The 17,404-nt window shown below is 67.2% G+C and carries 13 protein-coding genes and 1 tRNA gene; 10 read left to right on the top strand and 4 right to left on the bottom strand.

Annotated elements, in window-relative coordinates:
• The first annotated feature begins 212 nt into the window (after positions 1 to 212).
• The 5 genes from LFT49_RS04025 to LFT49_RS04005 all read left to right on the top strand — a co-directional run bounded on the left by LFT49_RS04025 (position 213) and on the right by LFT49_RS04005 (position 5,341).
• Positions 213 to 289 (top strand) — tRNA-Arg (locus LFT49_RS04025).
• 75 nt (positions 290 to 364) lie between these two features.
• Positions 365 to 1,819, top strand: coding sequence for a dihydrolipoyl dehydrogenase family protein (locus LFT49_RS04020; RefSeq protein WP_236801055.1), 1,455 nt, complete (start codon positions 365 to 367; stop codon positions 1,817 to 1,819).
• A gap of 68 nt (positions 1,820 to 1,887) precedes the next feature.
• Positions 1,888 to 2,664 (top strand): ABC transporter ATP-binding protein, encoded by a 777-nt coding sequence (locus LFT49_RS04015; RefSeq protein WP_237429831.1) that lies wholly within the window; start codon positions 1,888 to 1,890, stop codon positions 2,662 to 2,664.
• Positions 2,661 to 4,697, top strand: a complete 2,037-nt coding sequence (locus LFT49_RS04010) for a YhgE/Pip family protein (RefSeq protein WP_237429830.1) — start codon at positions 2,661 to 2,663, stop codon at positions 4,695 to 4,697. Before LFT49_RS04015 ends, LFT49_RS04010 begins: the two co-directional genes overlap by 4 nt.
• Positions 4,694 to 5,341, top strand: a complete 648-nt coding sequence (locus LFT49_RS04005) for a TetR/AcrR family transcriptional regulator (protein WP_237429829.1) — start codon at positions 4,694 to 4,696, stop codon at positions 5,339 to 5,341. Before LFT49_RS04010 ends, LFT49_RS04005 begins: the two co-directional genes overlap by 4 nt.
• A 568-nt stretch (positions 5,342 to 5,909) precedes the next feature.
• Here the strand turns inward: LFT49_RS04005 and LFT49_RS04000 are convergent.
• Positions 5,910 to 6,911, bottom strand: coding sequence for an EamA family transporter (locus tag LFT49_RS04000; RefSeq protein ID WP_236801052.1), 1,002 nt, complete (start codon positions 6,909 to 6,911; stop codon positions 5,910 to 5,912).
• Positions 6,912 to 6,983: 72 nt separating this feature from the next.
• Here LFT49_RS04000 and LFT49_RS03995 point away from each other — a divergent pair, with 72 nt between their 5' ends.
• Positions 6,984 to 7,895, top strand: coding sequence for a LysR family transcriptional regulator (locus LFT49_RS03995; RefSeq protein WP_237429828.1), 912 nt, complete (start codon positions 6,984 to 6,986; stop codon positions 7,893 to 7,895).
• Positions 7,896 to 7,936: 41 nt separating this feature from the next.
• On the opposite strand, the gene LFT49_RS03990 is transcribed toward LFT49_RS03995, so the two are convergent.
• The 3 genes from LFT49_RS03990 to LFT49_RS03980 all read right to left on the bottom strand — a co-directional run bounded on the left by LFT49_RS03990 (position 7,937) and on the right by LFT49_RS03980 (position 11,140).
• On the bottom strand, positions 7,937 to 8,464 hold the full coding sequence (locus LFT49_RS03990; RefSeq protein WP_237429827.1) for a SixA phosphatase family protein: 528 nt from the start codon (positions 8,462 to 8,464) through the stop codon (positions 7,937 to 7,939).
• A 301-nt stretch (positions 8,465 to 8,765) separates the two neighbouring features.
• Entirely contained in the window at positions 8,766 to 9,632 is an 867-nt protein-coding gene (locus tag LFT49_RS03985) for a winged helix-turn-helix domain-containing protein (RefSeq protein WP_237429826.1), read from the bottom strand.
• Positions 9,633 to 10,204: 572 nt separating this feature from the next.
• Positions 10,205 to 11,140 carry a hypothetical protein gene (locus LFT49_RS03980; RefSeq protein WP_237429825.1) on the bottom strand — a complete coding sequence of 312 codons (936 nt, stop codon included), beginning with the start codon at positions 11,138 to 11,140 and terminating at the stop codon, positions 10,205 to 10,207.
• A gap of 231 nt (positions 11,141 to 11,371) precedes the next feature.
• Here LFT49_RS03980 and LFT49_RS03975 point away from each other — a divergent pair, with 231 nt between their 5' ends.
• From LFT49_RS03975 to LFT49_RS03960, 4 genes are all read left to right on the top strand, one after another.
• A complete protein-coding gene (locus LFT49_RS03975) occupies positions 11,372 to 12,112 on the top strand; it encodes a response regulator transcription factor (RefSeq protein WP_236801045.1) in 741 nt (246 codons plus the stop codon).
• A gap of 12 nt (positions 12,113 to 12,124) precedes the next feature.
• Positions 12,125 to 13,603, top strand: coding sequence for a sensor histidine kinase (locus LFT49_RS03970; protein WP_237429824.1), 1,479 nt, complete (start codon positions 12,125 to 12,127; stop codon positions 13,601 to 13,603).
• 120 nt (positions 13,604 to 13,723) lie between these two features.
• On the top strand, positions 13,724 to 15,184 hold the full coding sequence (locus tag LFT49_RS03965) for a bifunctional glycosyltransferase family 2/GtrA family protein (RefSeq protein WP_237429823.1): 1,461 nt from the start codon (positions 13,724 to 13,726) through the stop codon (positions 15,182 to 15,184).
• Positions 15,181 to 17,385 (top strand): glycosyltransferase family 39 protein, encoded by a 2,205-nt coding sequence (locus tag LFT49_RS03960; protein WP_237429822.1) that lies wholly within the window; start codon positions 15,181 to 15,183, stop codon positions 17,383 to 17,385. Before LFT49_RS03965 ends, LFT49_RS03960 begins: the two co-directional genes overlap by 4 nt.
• Positions 17,386 to 17,404 lie beyond the last annotated feature (19 nt).

The raw sequence follows: 17,404 nt of genomic DNA, 5'->3' as shown, positions 1-17,404 counted from the left end.
TTGGGGATTTTGACTGCCATCTCAGGTCACCGAAAGTGAATTCCGCGGAAAATCAAGGAATTATCGCCACAAATCCGCGGATTAAGTGACGAAGGTCACCTATACCGGTCTAGTTGCGGAGATTACAGGTGCTCCGATTTGGCATCAGGCCGCTGCTCGCGTAAAGTAATTCGAGGTTCGGGGAGAGCGGTTCTTCTCCCGGGACACGAAATGCGCCCATAGCTCAGCTGGATAGAGCGTCTGTCTACGGAACAGAAGGTCAGGGGTTCGAATCCCTTTGGGCGCACCAACAAGGTCCGCACCGGTTCGCCGGTGCGGACCTTTTTTGTACAGGCGGGCCAGCCATCACGGTTAGGCTTTGCACATGATGCCCGAGGCCGCTGAGCGCGAATTTGATGTTGTTGTTATCGGCGCAGGCGCCGTAGGGGAAAACGCGGCCGGCCGCGTCGTCGAGGGCGGGCTCACGGCCGTGCTCGTGGAAGCGGAACTGGTGGGCGGTGAATGCTCCTACTGGGCGTGCATGCCGTCAAAGGCCCTGCTTCGTCCCGGCACCGCCTTGCATGGAGCGCAGACCACCCCCGGCGCCAAGGAGGCGGTGACCCGGACCCTGGATGCGGCCGCCGTCCTGGAACGCAGGAACTATTTCACCTCCAACTGGCAGGATGACAGCCAGGCTTCCTGGGTGGAGGACACGGGCATCGAACTGGTGCGCGGCCATGGCTGGTTGACCGGCCCCAAAGCAGTGGAGGTGGCGGGCCTGGACGGGACCCAACACCGGCTGCGCGCGCGGCACGCCGTGGTCCTGGCTACCGGCTCCGCCCCGAACACTCCCCCTATCGAAGGCCTGCAGGACGTGCAGGTATGGGGAACACGGGAAGCGACGTCGGCGAGTGAGGTGCCGAATCGGCTGTTAGTACTGGGCGGCGGGGTGGCCGGAGTTGAACTCGCCCAGGCCTTCGCGCGGCTGGGCTCGAGTGTCACCCTGGTGGCCCGCAGCGGCTTGCTGGGCAACTTTCCAAAGGAGGCCGCTGAACTCGTTGCGGCGGGGCTGCGGGCGGACGGCGTCGAGCTCCGCCTGAATACTGCCACAGAGCGGATCAGCGGGAACGACAACGGCACTATCACCCTCACCCTGGGCGACGGATCCACGATCACCTCGGAGAAGGTGCTGGTTTCCACAGGAAGGCACCCGGCATTGGAGGGCCTCGGCCTGGAAAACATTGGCTTTGAGCCCGACGAATCCGGGCACCTGACCCTGACGGCGGACAGCTCCGGCCTGGTCCAGGGAACGCCGGGCGACGAACCCTGGCTCTACGCCGTGGGAGACGCGGCGGGCAAGAACCTCTTCACCCACCAAGGCAAGTACGAGGCACGGGCAACCGGCGCCGCCATCGCGGCCCGCGCCAAAGGCGAACTCAACGGCACCCCGGGCGAATGGACCCGGTACGCCCAGACCGCCAACCAGCACGCCGTGCCCAGCGTGGTCTTCACGGACCCCGAACTCGCCAGCGTCGGGCGCACCCTGCAGGCCGCCCACAAGGACGGCTACAACGCCTCCTCGGTAGAACTGCCCATCCAGGTGGCGGGATCCTCGCTCCACTCCGAGAACTACGAAGGGTGGGCGCAGCTGGTGGTTGATGAAGACCGCAAGGTCCTGCTGGGCGCCACCTTCGCCGGCCCGGACGTTGCCGAACTGCTGCATGCGGCCACCATCGCCGTGGTGGGCGAGGTGCCGCTGGACCGCCTCTGGCATGCTGTGCCTTCTTACCCCACCATCAGCGAGGTGTGGCTGCGGCTCCTGGAGAAGTACGGTCTCTGAGTTCTATTTGAACTGACCAGTCAGTTCGGTTAGCCTTGATACAGACTTCTTCTGCGAAAGGCAACGCCTTGCTCTCAGCACGCCAGCTCCATGCCAAAGGACGCCGGGACCCGCTGCTTCCGCCCACCTCCCTGAACCTCCGCCGGGGTGAATTGCTGCTCGTCACCGGCGAGCGCCAGGACCAGCGGACCGCCCTGGCCCTCCTGCTCAGCGGCCGGATGAAGGCCACAAGCGGAGACGTCAGCTGGGACGGCAGCCCGCGGACCAAGCAGCTGCGGGTGGCGTCGGCCCTGGTGGACTCCCCCGGGGTGAACGAACCCGAGGAACACCTCAGCGTCCGCGACCTGGTGACCGAGGACCTGGCCCTCATACCCCGGCGGTACCGTGGGGCACTGCTCAGCGGGCCATGGCTGAAGGTCAACCGGTTCGAGGACATCGCGGACCTCTGGACGGAGCAGCTGGAACCACGGCGGCGGCTTGAGCTGCTGACGGCTCTCGCCCTGGCCAACCCGCGCACCGACCTGCTGGTGGTCGACTCGCCGGACCGCCACAGTGCAGACGGGCTCACCTGGCTGCCGCGCCTCCAGGAATTGGCGTACGACGCCGGGCGGCCGCTCGCCGTCGTAGCGGCAGTCAGTGCCGTACCCGGTTGGTGGGACGGCCCGGTTGCCGCGATCGGCAATGACGCGCCCGAGCCTGCCCCTGCCGGTCCCGCCGACAGTTCCGACCCGCGCGATGACATCCAGGCGAATGACGCCACGGCCCCCGCCGGCAAGCACGCCGCCGAAGCCGGGCAGGACCCGGAACATACCAAAACCACACTCGAAACCGAGGTTGCCAAGTGACTGTCCTGCGGCTGGCCCGCTCCGAACTCAAGCGCATGACCGGCGGGCTGCTGCCCAAGCTGACCATCCTGGCGCTGACCATGGTCCCGCTGCTTTACGGTGCGGTCTACCTCTACGCGAACTGGGATCCCTACGGGCACCTCAACAACCTGGACGCTGCCCTGGTGGTGGAGGATTCCGGCGCCACCGCTGCAGACGGCACCCGGCTGGAGGCCGGCACCAAGGTGGCGGACAGCCTGATGGAAGGCAACGTGTTCCACTGGATTCCAGTGGACAGCTCCGCAGAGGCCGATGCGGGCGTCAGGAGCGGGCAGTACGCCTTTGCACTCCGGATTCCCAAGGACTTCTCGGCCAACCTGGTCTCCCCCGGCAGCTTCGACTCCGCCAGCCAGGCGATGCTGAACGTCACTACCAACGATGCGAACAACTACCTCCTGAGCACCATCGTGGACAAGCTGACCACGGCCGTGCACGCAACGGTGGCCAAAGAGGTGGGTGAGGAGACCGCCAACCAGCTGCTGACAGGTTTCGGCACTATCCACTCCAAGATGGTCCAGGCCGCGGACGGCGCTTCGCAGCTGGCCGACGGCGTGGCCACCCTGAGGGACGGAACCGTCACCCTCCACGAAGGGACCTCGGCCCTGAGCAGCGGCGCGGACCAGTTGTACGCCGGCCAGCTGAAACTGCGCGACGGCGCCAACCAGCTGACCGACGGCGCGGGGCAGCTCAGCAGCGGCCTGGCAGTCCTCAAGGACAAGACAGCCAGCCTGCCACCGGACACGCAACGGCTCGCCTCCGGTGCAGCCCAGGTCGCGGCCGGAAACGCACAGCTCAACGCCAAGGTCCAGGATGTGGCAGCCCAGTTGGACGCCGCGGACCAGGGCCTCCGCTCACGCGTGGTGGAGTCCAACAGCAGGCTGGTGGCCTCCGGCATCCTGACCCAGGACCAGGCAAACAAAGTCCTGGCCGACTTCGACGCCGCAGCGGCTTCCAGCCCCGTGGCAACGGCCAGGAGCAAAATCCAGACCGACGCGGCCCAGGTCCAGCAACTCGCCGACGGTTCCCAGGCAGTCAGCGCGGGCGCAGCCCAGCTGGCGGCCGGAATGCCGGCCCTCAAGGATGCCATCGGACAGGCCTCGGCAGGGGCTGACCAGCTGCACGCCGGCGCCGCAGCGTTGGCAGCCGGCGAGCAGTCCGCCGTCGACGGCGCCGCAGGCCTTGCCGACGGAGCAAAGAAGGTGGACGCCGGCGCCGCCCAGGTTTCCGATGGTGCGGCCCAGGCAGCCACCGGCTCACGGACGCTGGCAGACGAGATCGGGAAGGGCGCCGGGCAGGTCCCCAACCCCGACGATGCCCAGAAGAACAACCTGTCCCGGGTGATGGCCGATCCCGTGGCGGTCAGCAACGTCTCGCAGGCGAAGGCAGGGTCCTACGGCGCCGGGCTGGCACCGTTCTTCCTTACGCTGGCCATGTGGATCGGAATCTTCATGCTGGTCCAGGCCATGCGGCCCATCACGCAGCGGGCGCTGGCCTCCAACGCGCCGAGCTGGAAGATCGCTTTGGGCGGCTGGCTGCCTTTCCTGCTGGTCTCGGTGGTGCAGGCCTCCCTCCTGACCCTGGTGGTGGATATCGCACTGGGGCTGGACCCCGCCCACCCGGTGCTGATGTGGATGTTCATGCTGGCCGCCGCAATGGCATTCAGCGCGCTCATCCAAGGCGTGGTGGCCCTGCTCGGTTCACCTGGCAAACTGGTGGTGCTGATCCTGCTGGTGCTGCAGCTGGTGTCATCCGGCGGCACGTTCCCGTGGCAGACCACTCCGCAGCCGCTGCACGTTGTGCACCAGATTCTGCCCATGGGGTACGTGGTGACCGGCATGCGGCACCTGATCTACGGCGGCGACCTGTCCATGATCCTCCCCACCCTGGCAGGACTGGTGGGTTACACGCTGCTGGGCGCGGCCCTGTCCACGCTCGCGGTACGCAAGAACAAGTACTGGACGCTCAAGACGCTGAAACCGGAGATCGCAGTATGACCACGGAACCCACGGCCGCTGCCAAAAGCCTCCGCCCGGCCAGGACCAACGCCACCCGCCAAAAGCTCTTCGATGCCTCCATGGAACTGATCGGCGAGCGCGGGGCGGCCAGCGTCACGGTCGATGAGATCGCGGCAGCCGCGGGAGTTTCCAAGGGCACCGTGTACTACAACTTCGGCAGCAAGTCAGAGCTGATCGCGCAGCTCCTGCGGCACGGCGTGGACATTCTCAAGGCGAGGCTGCTCGAGGCCGCCGACGCCGAAGGGACGGGCAGTGACCCGCTGCTGGCCATGGAGGCGATGATCGGGCAGGCCATGGATTTCATGGCGGAGTACCCTTCCTTCGCCCGCCTTTGGGTCAGCGAGAACTGGCGGATCCCCAGCGAGTGGCAGGGTACCTTCTCGGTGCTGCGCGCCGAGCTCCTGGAGGTCATCGGCCAGGCCGTGGAGAAGGTGGCCAAGGCCTACCCGGTGGATGATTCGGTATCCCGGGGCAGCCTGGAGACCGCCATTTTCGGGGCCTGCTTCGTGGTGGGCCTGGACCGGCAGACGTACAACCCCGAGCGCACCCGTGACCAAAGTGTTGCAGCAATCATGGCCATCATGCGCGGCTACGTCCTGAAGGGGCTTGCTCCTCGGGGATGATGGAGCACATGCGCCATACGGGAAAGAGCGGAAAGTTTGCGGTGATCTGCGGCGTCGTCGCTGCGGGGCTGCTGGTGCTTACCGCGATGACCCTCGCCGAGCCGGTGTTCCTCGCCTTCCTGGGCGTCCTGGCGCTGGCCTACCTTGCCGCGCTGGCCGAAATCCTGGTCCGGCGGCGGCGCTTTGCCCTGCTGGCCGCCGGTGCGGCAACCGCCCTAGCCCTAGGCTTTTCCCTGGCGTTCCTCAGCACCTGGGAGTTGGCATTCGACGGCCAGTCGTCCTTCCTGGGCACCCCGCTGCCCACCCAGGACCCCGATAACTACTTCATCGGCGCTGCCGGCGCCCTTGTGGCCACCTTCGGAATCCTCTTCCTGGGTGCGCTGTGGCCGGGCAAACGGCGTACGGCGGCGCGCCGGCCTTCGCCCGCAGGACGCCAGACTTCCCCTGCAGCCCGTTCCGCCGCCAGGGGAACCGCGCAGGGCCAAGGCAGGTCAGCGGCGCAGCGTCCGCGTCCGCAGGCCGTCCCGCGAGACGCTGCTCCGCGGGCCGGCGCCCAGGCATCCCCGCCTCAGCGGCCCTCCGCTTCCCGGCCCCCGGCCGGAGGTCCGGCGGCAGCCAAGCGCCCGCCGTCGTCGGCATCTCCTGCGGCAAGGCCGGCACCCCGGTCCGGCAGCGGCTCCGCCTCACGCCGCTGACGCCGGCGCCCTCCACTGGTCAGTACCGCCGTCGCCACGCCACCCAGCAGGAGCAGACCGCCCGCCAGTTCCGTTGGCGATGGCACCTCCGCGAGGACCAGCCAGGCAGCGCTCATTCCCACCACCGGGACCAGCAGGGTGAAGGGGACAACGGCCGACGACGGGTGGCTGGCAAGGAGCCGGTTCCAGATCCCGTAGCCCACCAGCGAGGCAAAAACCGCGGTATAGAGTGCGCTGAGGATGGTCGGTGCCTGGAGGGTGGCCAGTGACCGCCAGACGGCGTCCGGGCCGTCCAGCAGTACGGACAGCGCGCCGAGTGGGAGCGGAACCACGGCGCCGGACCAGACCACCAGCCCCAGGCCGGAGGCTGCCTTCGCCCTGCGGGCGATGACATTTCCGGCTGCCCATGACAAGGCCGCAGCCAGGACGATGACCAGCGGCAGCAGCGGGGCCACGGCGCTGCGCCCCACCGCCACGAGCCCCAGCCCGGCGACGCCGAGCACTACTCCGGCCAATTGCCGCCGGCTGGGACGTTCGCCCAGGAAGGCGGCAGCGAGGAGGACGGTCAGCAGCACCTGTGCCTGCAGGACCAGGGACGCAAGCCCTGCGGGCATCCCCAGCGCCATGGCCAGGTAGAGAAGGCCAAACTGGCCGGCGCTCATGAAGAGTCCGACGCCGATGATGGCCTTCCAGCTGACATCCGGCTTCCTGACGAAAAGGATCCACGGGAAGACCACCAGGACGAAGCGCATGGCCACGAACAGCAGGGGCGGGAACTCCTGTCCGCCCGCATGCAGCCCGACGTCGATGGCAACGAAATTAAGGCCCCACAGCAGGGCCACAAGGACGGCAAGGAGGGAGTCGCGCAGGTTCACGCTTCCACTGTCGCAGAGCAGCAGATGAAGCACCAGCGCTCATTTATGCACTTGATCATGTACTTTTGCTTCATGATTGACATCGGATCACTGCGGGCGCTGGCAGGAATCGAGCAGCATGGTTCCGTCATCGCCGCCGCCGAAGCCATGGGGTTCAGCCCCTCGGCCGTGTCCCAGCAGGTGAAAAAGCTGGAGAAGGAGGCGGGCTTCGCGGTCCTGGAGCGCCGCGGCCGCGGGGTGCTGCTCACGGAGCGCGGACTCGCGTTGGCGGCGTACGGCCGCCGCATCCTGGCCGAACTGGAAGAGCTGCAGTCCACGCTGTTGGCGGACCCGGCAAAGCCCAGCGGCAGCCTGAAGATCGTGTCATTCTCCACCGCCTGCCGCGGACTGGTGGGCCCCTTGCTGGCGCAGCTGGAGCAGTCCGGCGCGGCGTTGAGCGTTGCGGTCCTGGCGGAGGATCCGCGTGAGGCCGTGGCCCGGGTTGCGAACGGGGAAGCGGACCTGGGCCTGGTGCACAACTGGAACTCCGTGCCGCTGGTGATCCCGGAACACCTGGCGCTGGAATGGCTGTGCGAGGACGTCGCCGACCTCCTGGTGCACCGCAGCCACCCGCTGGCGCAGCGGGCGGAGGTTGAGCCGGCCGACCTGGTTGACGAGCGGTGGATCAGCACGCCGGGCGGGGCGATCTGCAACGAGGCCTTGCTCCGGATTTTCGCGGACCTGGGCCGGGTACCGGACGTTCGGGTCTACGACCCCGATTTCGCGACGCACGTTGCGTTGGTGGAACAGGGGGTAGCGGTTGCCCTCGTCCCGCGGCTCGGGCGGCCGGCGCTGCCTCCCGGCGTTACGGCTGTTCCCGTGGTCCACCCGGTCCAGGCCCGGCAGGTGGGACTGGTCCACCGCAGGACCATGACGGCCAGCCCGGGAATCAGGCACGTCGCAGGGCTCCTCCGCGGGATTGCCGCCAACGTCCCCAGTGCCTAGCGAGCCCGAGCTGGTTGGGGCAGAACCTAGTGGGCCAGAACCTAGTGGGCGCGGGGAACCGTAAAGCGGGTGATCCGGGCGTCCTGCCCGTCCAGTTCCGCCCATGGCTTTTCCGTTTCCAGGACCGTCAGGGCATTGGTGGGAAAGCGGGTGGCGGCGTCCATGTAGGCGTCGTGGTCGGAGTCGCGTGAGGCGAGGTGCATCGCCAGGTCCTGGACGCCGGGCAGGTGCGCGATAAGCATCAGCGTGGTTACGGTGTCCGGCACATGGTTGACCACAGTGAGCATCCGGAGGGCCGACGCCGCATACAGCCCGTCTTCAAGCTTGGGCGTAGGGGCCTTGTCGCCGAGTTCCGAGCAGACCCACGTACAGGTTTGCCGCGTCCGCAGGGCGCTGGAGCACAGGATGAAGTCCGGGACGATATTGTGCTTGAGCAGCCACCGGCCGGCCAGCGGAGCTTCCCGATGCCCACGTTCCTCAAGGGGCCGCCCATGGTCGGCCACCCCGCCGGGCCAGTCGGCCTTGGCATGGCGCATGATCACAAGGCGTCGGACATGGTGCGAACTCATGGCCCAAGCCTAGCCCCAGCAAGTACAGGCACGGACAGGCAGCGCAGCGGAGACAGCACCACGCAAAGCACGTTTCAAGAGCAGGCAAAGAGCCAGGGCCCGAGACAACAGGGCATCGCCCCCGGGGAGGCTCGGAAACCCTGCCCACAGTGACGCGAGGCCCCCAGCAGCCGCGGAGGCACAGTGCGTGGAGAGGGCCGAACGCGCAAAGGCGGCTTTCTGCGTAGTGCCGCATCGCCGACTGAGGAACGAAGGAGGTGTCTAAGGCACCGCAGAAAGCCGCTTTTCGCGTAAAGAGGGGCTAGATCGAGTACTCCGGAGCGGCCCAGACAACAACTTCCGGGTGCTCGTAGAACCGGTACCCCTGGCCGCGGACGGTGCGGACGGTGTTGGCGAGGCGGCCCAGCTTGGAGCGGAGGCGGCGGATGTGGACGTCGATGGTGCGCTCGTTTGGCACTTCTTCGGCGTTGCGCCACAGTCCTTCGAGGAGTTCGTCGCGGCCCACAGTGCGGGTGCCGTTTTCGACGAGGTAGTTGAGGAGCTCGAACTCCTTGAAGGTGAGGTTCAGGGATTCGCCGTCGAGGTGGACTTCGCGGCGGGCGAGGTCGATGAGGACGCCGGACGGGCGCGGTTCCTGCTGCTGGGCAGGACGGGGGGCCTCGGTGCGCTGGCGGGAGTTGACGGTGGGGTCGCCGAAGGTGGAGCGGACGACGTCGAGTGCGGAACCGGGGGTGCCGGCCGGGGCCACCGCTACAGCGGCGTAGCTTTCGGCGCCGGAGACGAGCGACTGGGCGTAGGCACGGATTTCCTGGGCGAGCTTGGCGATGGAGGTGCCGGCCGCGGCTGCGGTTTCCTCATCGATGCCCATGTAAAGGACGAATCCGCGGGCCACGTTCTCATTGGCTACCGGACGCACGGCGTTTGGTCCGGCCACTACCGGGGTAGGTGCCGTAACGGGAGCGGACTCAGCCGGATGTACGGCTCGGAGCTGGCCGTAGGAGTTGGGGTTGTATCCCTGCGGGGCGAAACCCTGGCCGGGGAAGCTGCTTCCGGAGGTGGAGGGAGCGAGCGCCTGTCGCGGGCCGAAACCGGGACGGAGGCCGGAGGGCCGGCCGGCCTTGGCGGCGTTACGGACAGAGATGTGGACGTATCCGGATGCAACTGACATGGAATGCTTACCTCAATGTGAAATGGCCGCCTTCGCGGCTCGAATGCTGACTTCCCCGTTTGCACTGAGCGGGGAGGGCGCCCGACGCTGGGCTTGGGGGCGAATGCCTAAGAACTTCGGTGGGTGGGAAGGTCAGGCGTGCATTCGACAACAGCGCATGTCGGCAGCAGCGGATGTGCTGGGCCAATATTCTGCGGCTGCAGGTGCTGTTGAGTTCTTGTTCACATTGGAAGTGTGCAGCGTAACAATGCCAACTTGCAAGTAACAATGGACTGAAGAGTCCGCATCGTGAGACAAATCGCGGAATTGTGGTGGATGTCACTAGTTCGGCAGGGGGCTTATATTTCGACTCTTATCCGGACAATTAGCCCTTATCGACGGCGTCACGGAATTTAATTCGCCTAAGAGCCGGCCTGCCGAATAGGTTCGAAATTCAACCGTTTGACGTGGAATCAGCCGACGGGGTCAGCTCGTGTCCAGCCGACGTCCTGCCTCCGGTGGATTTTTCTGCTGAAGTTCCTCCAGCCGGAGGCAGGATGAGCGCATCTTGGCCGCTGCCCGTTGTCCGGGCCTTAGTTGCTGCTGGTTCCCGGGCCGGAAGTTGCTGCAGTGCCCGCCGCTGCAACTTGGATGGTCTGCGCCGTGTAGGTGTCCGGGTTTTTCAGGGCCGTGACGCGGACAGTTGCGCCGGCGGTCACGTTGGAGAAGTTGAGCGTACTGCCGGTGGAGCCCCCACGCTGGCGCATACCCTGGGTCACCTGGACATCGGTGCCCACAGCGTAGGTCCGGGAGAAGCCGTCCTCGCTCTTTACGGTCAAGGAGTTTCCCGAGATCTCCGTGACGGTGCCGGCCTGGCCCGCCATGGTCACATAACTGGAGTCCTGCAGGACCACGTATTCAGAGTGGACGGCTGTATTGAGGCCTGCTCCGCCCATTCCCAGTCCACCGGGTCCGCCGTCCAGGCCCATGCCGCCGTCCATGTCGCGCCCGGTCATGCCTCCGTCCGTGCCGGTTTGGCTACCCGGGCCTGCCATGCCGCCTTGCCCGGTCATGCCGCCTTGCCCTCCGGAACCGAACTGGCCGTTGGCGCCGGCGCCCGGACCGTTGTTTACTGAAGCACCAGCGGTTCCGTTTCCGGCGGCGTAGGCGCCGGCACCGGCTGCTGCGGCAACCACCACCGCCACCCCGCCCACCAGCAACCCCTTCTTCGCTGTCCAGCTTCCTTTCCCGTTCCGCGGCGAAGCGTTTGGCCCGTACTGCTGCGGCGCGCCCCATCCGGTGCCGGAGCCTGGCTCCTGGCCCACCGCCGGCGTCGTGCCCCATCCGGCGGAAGGCGAACCGGGAACGGGCGCACCCCAACCTTGTGCAGGCTGCGGCGAAATCGGCTCGTACGTGGTGTGGTCCTGAGCATCGTTGGCGCGATCGGCCGGGGCGCCGGCCCACACGGGTGCCGGCTGCCCCTTCTGTGCTGATGCCCCGGGGACGGCTCGGTTGTCCTGCTGATCCATGGCTTTCTCCAGAAATCGATGTGGTGGTGATGCTTTTGTCCTGTTGTTGGATCAGGTTCTGCCGGTTTGCTGTGTGGAGGCTGTGCCACAGGCCAAGCCTGCCTGTGACCTGGTGGGACGGGCAGGCCTGGGCAGCATGTGCTGGGGGCCCCGGCTGGCTAGGCTGGAACTCACAGCTGGAACACAGCAACGGCAAAGCATCGGCAAACCGTCAGATCGGAAGGTTGTCCCATGGCATCCCCGCACCCCATGACCAACAACCTCCCGCAGCTCACCCACCCCGACGGCTCCCCCATCCGCGCCCTGGTGGTGGATGACGAGCCCAGCCTGGCTGAACTCATGAGCATGGGGCTGCGCATGGCCGGCTGGTCGGTAGCCGTGGCCGGGGACGGGCCCACCGCCGTCAAGCTCGCAAAGGACTTCCATCCCGACGTCCTGGTGCTTGACGTCATGCTCCCCGGGTTCGACGGCGTGGAGCTGCTGGGCAGGATCCGCGCCTTTGCGCCGGAGGTGCCTGCGCTCTTCCTGACGGCGAAGGACGCCGTTCAGGACCGCATCGTGGGACTGGCCGCCGGTGGGGACGACTACGTCACCAAGCCCTTCAGCATGGAGGAAGTGCTGCTGCGCCTGCACCGCCTGGTACAACGCTCCGGGGTGGCCGCCATGGACACCGCCGAACTGGTGGTAGGCGACCTTGTCCTCAATGTGGACACCCGGGAAGTCACCCGCGCCGGGGAGGACATACAACTGACGGCAACACAGTTCGAGCTGCTCCGCTACCTGATGGAGAACCCCAAGCGCGTGGTCAGCAAGGCCCAAATCCTGGACCATGTGTGGGACTACGACTTCGGCGGCCAGGCGAACATCGTTGAACTGTACATTTCCTACCTTCGCAAAAAGATTGAAGCCAACCATCCGCCGATGATCCACACCGTGCGCGGGGCGGGCTACGTCATCAAGCCCGCAGACTAGCCAAGGAAAAGCATGTCATCGCTTTCCGGCGTCCCCCGGCCTGCCGGCCGATCCTTGTTCAACCCGGCCACCTGGCACCTGCGCACCCGGCTGATCCTGCTGTCAATGGCGCTCCTGGTGGCAATCTCCAGCGCGATCGGCGTGGCCAGCTATGCCTCGATGGACGTGGTCCTCACCAACCAACTGGATGCGCAGCTGAAGCTGGCGTCCCGTGGCCGACCGCCCGAAGGCAACCCCTCCGGCCGCCCGGATCCGCTCGACGCACGCGGACAAAGTGTGGGAACGCTGAATGCCCGGGTGGTGAACGGGCAGATCAGCAGGGAGGCAGGCTTCCTTTCCACCGATTTCACCTGGACTTCCCTGACGCCGTCTGATGTCGCCACCCTGCAGGCACTCCCCCACGATGGCCTGCCGGTGGACCGCGAGCTGTCCAAGGGCGACTACAGGGTGCTGGCCACAGAAACCCCTTACGGCGATGTGGTGATCACGGGGCTGCCGCTGTCGATGAAGCAAAGCACCGAGGCGTCCCTGGTGCTGACCATGGTGCTGGTCTCGCTGGGCGGCCTTGTCGTGATCGGACTTGCCGGCACTGCCCTGATCCGCAGGACCATGCGGCCGCTGGAACAGCTCTCCGACGTCGCAACCAAGGTGTCCAAGCTCCCCCTGGATGCCGGGGAGGTGGCGCTCGCAGTGCGCGTGCCACCCTCCGCAGCACACCCCACCACGGAGGTGGGCAGCGTGGGCCACGCCCTGAACCTGATGCTGGACAATGTCTCCAGCGCGCTGGAGGCCAGGCAACGCAGCGAGATGAAGGTGCGCCAGTTTGTTGCCGACGCCTCCCATGAACTTCGAACTCCATTGACCGCTATCCGCGGGTACACGGAGCTGATGCGCATGACCGAACACCTCACCGAGGACGGGCAGAAGTCGCTGGGCCGCGTCCAGAGCCAGTCCGAGCGCATGACCGCCCTGGTGGAGGACCTGCTGCTGCTGGCCCGCCTGGACGAGGGCAAGGCAACCGAAGCCACGGACGTGGACCTGACGCAGCTGGTCATCGAAACCGTCAGCGACGAAAAGGTCATGGCACCGGACCACACCTGGCAGCTGAAGTTGCCCGACGAACCCGTCACCGTGCGTGGAGACACCACCCAGCTGCACCAGGTGCTGGCAAACCTGCTCTCCAACGCCCGGAAGCACACACCTGCGGGCACCACCGTGACCACCGGCGTCATGCGTTCCGCGGACGGGAGTGTGGTGGTCACGGTCACCGATGACGGCCCCGGAATCCCGGCCGAATTCCAAGGCAACATCTTTTCCCGCTTCACCCGGGCCGACACCGCCCGCTCCGGCTCGGAAGGGTCATCAGGCCTGGGCCTGTCCATTGTCGAATCCATCGTGGCCGCCCATGGCGGCACCGTGGAACTGGTCTCCCGGCCGGGCCGGACCGAGTTCGCCGTGCGCCTACCCGCCGCCGGGGCGGCCGGGCCCTAACCTGCCCAGGCAATGGCCGGTCACCGCGCGCTGACCAGAAAACCGGGGCGGCAGCACTTACACAGGCACGTCACAGGTTGCGCCTAAAACCCACAAATCCGGCGGCGCCACTCTTGATTCATGACGCTCACCGACTCCACTTCAGGAACCCTGCAGGACGCCGCGGTGGCGCCGCCGGGCCTCCCTTCCGCTGGCTTCCCTTCTGCTGGCCTTCCTTCCCGGGGGCGTGCCGTGCGCCGCGCCCCCGTGGACACCCGCACCGCGGTTCCCGTCCTCGATGTCACCATCCCCGTCTTCAACGAGGAACGCGATCTTGAGGAATGCCTCCGAAGGCTCCACGGACACCTGCAAGACACCTTCCCGCACAGCTTCCGGATCACGGTGGCGGACAACGCCAGCACGGATGGGACACTGAAGATCGCCGAACGGCTGGCCCGGGAGTTCCCCGAGGTCGCGGTGGTCCACCTCGACGAGAAGGGCCGGGGGAATGCCCTGCGCAAGGTGTGGCTGGCGTCGCCGTCGCCGGTCCTGGCCTACATGGACGTGGACCTGTCCACCGACCTTGCAGCCCTGCCCCCGCTGCTGGCGCCCCTGATCTCGGGCCACTCGGACCTGGCCATCGGCACACGCCTCACCCGCAATTCCCGCGTGGTCCGCGGCCCCAAGCGCGAATTCATCTCGCGCAGCTACAACCTGATGCTCCACTCCTTCATGGGTGCGCGGTTCAGCGACGCCCAGTGCGGCTTCAAAGCCATCCGCGCCGATGTCGCCCAGCAGATCCTTCCCTACACGGTGGACACTTCCTGGTTCTTCGACACGGAGCTCCTGGTCCTTGCCGAGCGCTGCGGCCTGCGGGTCCATGAAGTTCCCGTGGACTGGACCGACGACCCGGACTCAAGTGTGGACGTGGTGCGGACGGCGCTGGCGGACGTCCGGGGCATGGCCCGGCTCACCCGCGACCTGGTCTACGGCCGCATCCCCGTACCGGAACTGCGCGCCGCCCTGGCGCGGGGTCCGCTGCCGGCGTCATCACGGGCGGACGAGCAGACCCCGGGCAGCAGCCTCTTCGGCCAGCTGGTCCGGTTCGCCGCCATCGGGGCCGCCTCAACCCTGGCCTACCTGCTGATCTTCCTGTTCTGCCGCGGCTTCGTGGACCCGCAGCTGGCAAACTTCCTGGCGCTGCTGATCACCGCGGTGGCCAACACCGGAGCCAACAGGCGCTTCACGTTCGGCATCCAGGGCGGCAACCCGGTCCGGCACCACTTCGAGGGGCTGATTGTTTTCGGCATCGGCCTGCTGCTCACCTCCGGAGCACTCGCCCTGGTGCACAGGACGACGACACCGGACCGGTGGGCGGAAGTCCTCACCGTAGTGGCGGCGAACCTTGCGGCCACCGCAGTCCGATTCCTGCTGTTCCGGCTATGGGTCTTCCGGGACAAGGCACCCGGGACGACGGCAGCTCCCGGCGCCAACTACGCAAGTTCCGAACCCCGTACCGACGCCACAGACGCCACAGACGCCACAGACGCCACAGACGAAAACGCTACGGCCACCACTTCAACAGAAACGGCAGCTTCATGACCTCCACCATCTCCCCGGCAGGCGCCGACTCCACCGGGAGCGCGCAACTCACAGGTCCCCTGCACCCGGACCACCAGCACCCATCCGCCGGCACCACTGCACGCCCCACGGAAGGACCCGCTGGAACTGCCGGACCCGTAGCCCGCAACCCAATGCCGCGCTGGGCCGGCTACGCCTTCGGCAACCAGGCACGCTGGGTGCGGCCCTCAGCGGCGGGGCTCCTGGTGGCCACCGCGGTCCTGTACCTGTGGAACCTGGCAGAAACCGGCTACGGCAACTCCTTCTACGCCGCGGCCATCCAGGCGGGCACCAAGGACTGGACCGCCTTCCTCTTCGGCTCGCTCGATGCCGGCAATGCCATCACCGTCGACAAGCCGCCCGCGGCGCTCTGGATCCCCGCACTCGCGGGCCGAATCTTCGGCTTTTCGCCGCTGAGCATGCTGGTGCCGGAGGCACTCATGGGCGTGGCCGCCATCGGGTTTCTCTACCTGGCCGTCAAACGGGTATCGGGACCGGCGGCAGGCCTGTTGGCCGGCGGTGCGCTGACCCTGACGCCGGTGGCGGCACTTATGTTCAAGTTCAACAACCCGGATGCCATGCTCACGCTGTGCCTGGTGCTCGCCGCATATTTCACCACCCGCGCCATTGAACGGGCCGGCTGGAAGTGGCTGGCGGCGGCCGGTGCCGTGATCGGGCTGGCATTCCTCACCAAGATGCTCCAGGGTTTCCTGATCGTCCCGGCACTCGGACTGGCCTACCTGTGGGCGGCCCCCGCCTCGGTCGGGCGCCGCATTGCCCATCTGCTGGGCGCATTGGGCGGAATCGTTGTCGTGGCAGGCAGCTACGTTGCCCTCTTCCAGCTGACTCCCGCTTCGGAGCGCCCGTACATGGCCGGATCCACCACCAACAGCTTCCTGGAACTGACCTTCGGCTACAACGGCCTGGCCAGAATCACCGGTTCGGGCGAAGGCATGCCCGGCGGCGCCGCCGGGGGTGCTGCAGGCGGGCCCGGAGGCAGCTTCGGCGGCGGCAACGCTGGATTCGGCGGGGCTGCCGGCCTGTTACGGATGTTCGGGACGAGCTTTGGCGGTGAAGTCTCATGGCTTTTACCCGCTGCCCTGATCCTGCTGGTGGCGGGCCTGTGGTTCACCCGGCGTGAAGCCCGCACTTCCCCAAGCCGGGCCGCCCTGATTCTGTGGGGCGGCTGGCTCTTGGTCACCGGAGGCGTCTTCAGCTTCATGAGCGGCATCGTCCACCCCTATTACTCGGTAGCACTCGCACCGGCCATCGCGGCGCTGGTGGGCATCGGTGCCGTGGAACTCTGGCGCGGCCGAACCTACTGGCCCGCCCGCATTGTCCTTGCGGTGGCCGTCCTGGGCACCTCGATTTGGTCCTCTGTCCTCCTGGGCCGGGACGCATCCTGGTTCCCTTGGCTGCGCGTGGCGGTCATCATCCTCGGTGTCCTTGCCGCCGCGGCAATCCTGCTCCGCCTTGACGCCGTGCGCACCTCCGGACGGTTCCGGCGTGCGGGGGCGGCCGCCGTCGTCGTCGTATCCCTCCTGGCCGGCGGGCTTGGTGCCGGTGCCTGGACCCTGGCCACCGCTGCCTCCGCACACTCAGGCTCCATTCCGACGTCGGGACCCGCAGGCTCAGCGGGCGCTTTCGGCAACCGGGCCGCGGGCTTCCGCGGCGACCGGACCGACGGCAGGAACTCCGCCACGGACTCGGCCACCGGAACCGACGGCCTTGACCCAATGAACGACCTCGGCGGCACCCCCGGAGCCGGTACCGGCGCACCTGACGGCGGCCCGGGCGGTGCAGGTGGCCCCGGTGATGCAGGCGGCGCCGGCGGTCCCGGCGAAGGAACTGCCGATGCCGCGGTGACTGCCCTGTTGAAGGCCACCAGCACAAAGTGGTCTGCGATCGTTTCCGGCGCCACCCAGGCAGCCAGCCTGGAACTGGCCACGGACACCAACGTCATTGCCCTCGGAGGCTGGAACGGCGGCGATCCCTACCCCACCCTGGCCGAGTTCCAGGACATGGTGGCCGAGGGCCAGATCGGCTACTTCATCCAAAGCGGAGGCATGGGCGGTGGCGGCATGGGCGGCCGCGGCGGCAACTCCGAAGTGGCCGCCTGGGTCCAGGCCAACTTCCAGGCCCAGACCGTAGGCAACTCAACCGTCTACCAGCTCACCAAGTAGGACACGATGGCCAGCCAGC

The sequence above is a fragment of the Arthrobacter sp. FW306-06-A genome, assembly GCF_021870055.1.
Classification (GTDB): domain Bacteria; phylum Actinomycetota; class Actinomycetes; order Actinomycetales; family Micrococcaceae; genus Arthrobacter.
This window is presented reverse-complemented; position numbering and strand designations above follow the sequence as displayed.